The organism is Streptomyces sp. FH025 (genome assembly GCF_017427025.1).
In the GTDB taxonomy this organism is placed as follows: Bacteria; Actinomycetota; Actinomycetes; order Streptomycetales; family Streptomycetaceae; genus Kitasatospora.
Genome location: NZ_JAFLNG010000982.1, coordinates 1 through 2180 on the forward strand (window position 1 = coordinate 1; position 2180 = coordinate 2180).

The 2180-nt window shown below is 71.6% G+C and carries 3 protein-coding genes; all 3 read right to left on the bottom strand.

Features of this window, described 5'->3' with window-relative positions:
* Positions 1-1055, bottom strand: a 1055-nt coding sequence (locus J0670_RS36420; RefSeq protein WP_207817032.1) for a M48 family metalloprotease, incomplete at its 3' end; no start/stop codon positions are given.
* Entirely contained in the window at positions 1052-1486 is a 435-nt protein-coding gene (locus J0670_RS36425) for a hypothetical protein (protein ID WP_207817034.1), read from the bottom strand. The genes J0670_RS36420 and J0670_RS36425, both read right to left, overlap by 4 nt.
* A gap of 86 nt (positions 1487-1572) precedes the next feature.
* Positions 1573-2180 (bottom strand): transglutaminase family protein (locus J0670_RS36430; protein ID WP_307806858.1); only part of this gene is annotated, 608 nt, incomplete at its 5' end.

A 2180-nucleotide genomic window follows, 5' to 3' on the forward strand; every position in this document is an offset into this window, starting at 1 on the left:
TGATCGGCAGCCAGCCGCTCCAGACGCGCGATGCGCTCCGGCATCGGCGCGTGGCTGGAGAAGAGCCTCGAAACGGCCGTCTCCGACCGGAAGGGATCGGCGATCATCATGTGCGCCCTCACCTGAAGGCCGGGCTCGACCGGGAGGGGCAACCGTCGCGTACCGGAGTCGATCTTGCGGAGCGCCGAGGCGAGGGCGAGCGGGTCACCGGTCAGCGCGGCACCGCACGAGTCCGCCTCGATTTCGCGGGAGCGGCTCACGGCGAGCCGGATGAGGGAGGCTGCGAACGGCCCACCCAGGAGGACGATCAGCAGGGTGCCGGCCAGGCCGAGGGCGTCCTCGTCTTCGGAACGCGGACGCATCCAGAGGATGCTCGCCAGGAACAGCACCATCCCGGCGAGCGTGCCCACCATGGAGGAGATCAGGCTGTCGCGGTTGTGGATGTGGCTCAGCTCATGACCGAGGACACCACGCAGTTCCCGCTCGCTCAGGACGTACAGGAGGCCCTCGGTGCAGCAGACGGCGGCATTCCGCCGACTCCGGCCGACGACGAAGGCGTTCGGGGCCGGTGTCGGTGAAACGTAGATGTCCGGCATGGGCTGACCAGCGGCCTCGGACAGCTCGCGGACGATCTGGAAGAGCTGCGGCGCCTCCGATTCGTCGGCCTGCCGGGCGCGCATGGCCCGCAGCGCGAGCCGGTCGCTGCTCCGGTAGGCGTACAGGACGCCGGTGAGCCCAGCGAGCAGCCCGACGATTGCTCCAGCCCGGCCGAGAACGCTCCCGATCAGCGCAGGCCCCCCGAGCAGCACGACGAACAGTGCCAGCGGCCGCAGGACACCGTGGCCACCGGCGCGGGAGATCGCAGGAGTGCCGGCGTACGGGGCAGCGGGGAGGTCGACCCGCAGGAGAGCCGCCAAGCAGCGACGCCACGGCTCGTAGTGCCGCCGGCTCACACCGCGAGGGCGCACGCCGCGACGGCTCGCACCACGGCGGAGTTCGCCGGTTCCGAGCGCCGCTGCGAACACCCGGCGGCCGAAGGAGTCCACGGTGCTCATGGGCTCTCCTGCTCCTGGGAGGCCCGTACGTCGGGCCCGGCCGTCACGGGGCGGGGGCCGACCAGCGATCCGGGGGAAGGGGCGCCGGCGACCGCTTCCCTGACGCTCTGCACCTGGCCGAGGTGGGCCAGGACGGCAGGCGCGGAGATGCCCACCGCGATCGCCGCGTAGGCGCCACTGATCTGTCCCGTGCTACCGAACATCGCGGCGGCGCCGGCCCCCAGCGCGGTGTGGAACGCGGCTGCCAGGAGATCCGGCCAGAGATCCACGAAGTCCCGGAAGACGGGCACCCCGGCCGACGGCTCATCGGCGTTCGCCTGGCGATGCGCTCGTCGAGCTTCCCGCCACTCCATGGTGCTGTTGTAGAGGTCCACCAGCACTCGTAACGAGCCACCAGCAGCACCGAGTAGGAGGAGGGTTGCTGTCTCCATGGGCCCCCATTCAGTTTGCATCGCGGCACGCGCGTGGAGATGCCGCGTGAGGAGCATAGGGGGTACGGCTGGCTCACGGAGCTGGATTACGCGCGCGGCTGCCCGGTCGGCAGCTCGCTTGGGAGGTAGTCGAAACCGGCGCGGCCCGGCACCGCCTGGGCGAGGGCCTGGATCAGCGGGGTCGGCGGTGCTGCGAAGACCTCCGGGTAGTCGCGCTCGCCCAGCTCCGGCCGGACCGGCCAGGCCAGCCGCTCCCGCTCCAGGTCGTACTGCGCGTCCACACCCTCGCGATTGCCCCGGGCGTCCAGGCGGGACCAACGGCCGTTCAGGTGTACGGCGTTGAGGGCGTGCAGCACGAAGCCGCCCTCGCCGTCCTCCAGCCGCTGGTAGCACAGGCCGGTCGGCACACCCTGGGCCCGCAGCAGTGCGGCCAGCAGGTGGGACTTGCCGTGGCAGATCGCGTTGCGCGCGGCCAGCACCTCGGAGGCGCGGAACGTCCCGCTGTACGCGCCGGCGTCGGCGGAGTGCGACACCTGGTCGCGGACGTAGTGGAAGGCCGCCTCGGGGGTGGACAGCTCGGTGGCCAGCCGCCGCACCTGCGGGTGTTGATGGTCGATCACCTCGTCGGCCGCGAGGTAGGTGGTGAGGTCGTCGGTCTCCGGTTGCAGCATCATGCCGTCCACCGTGCCGCGCA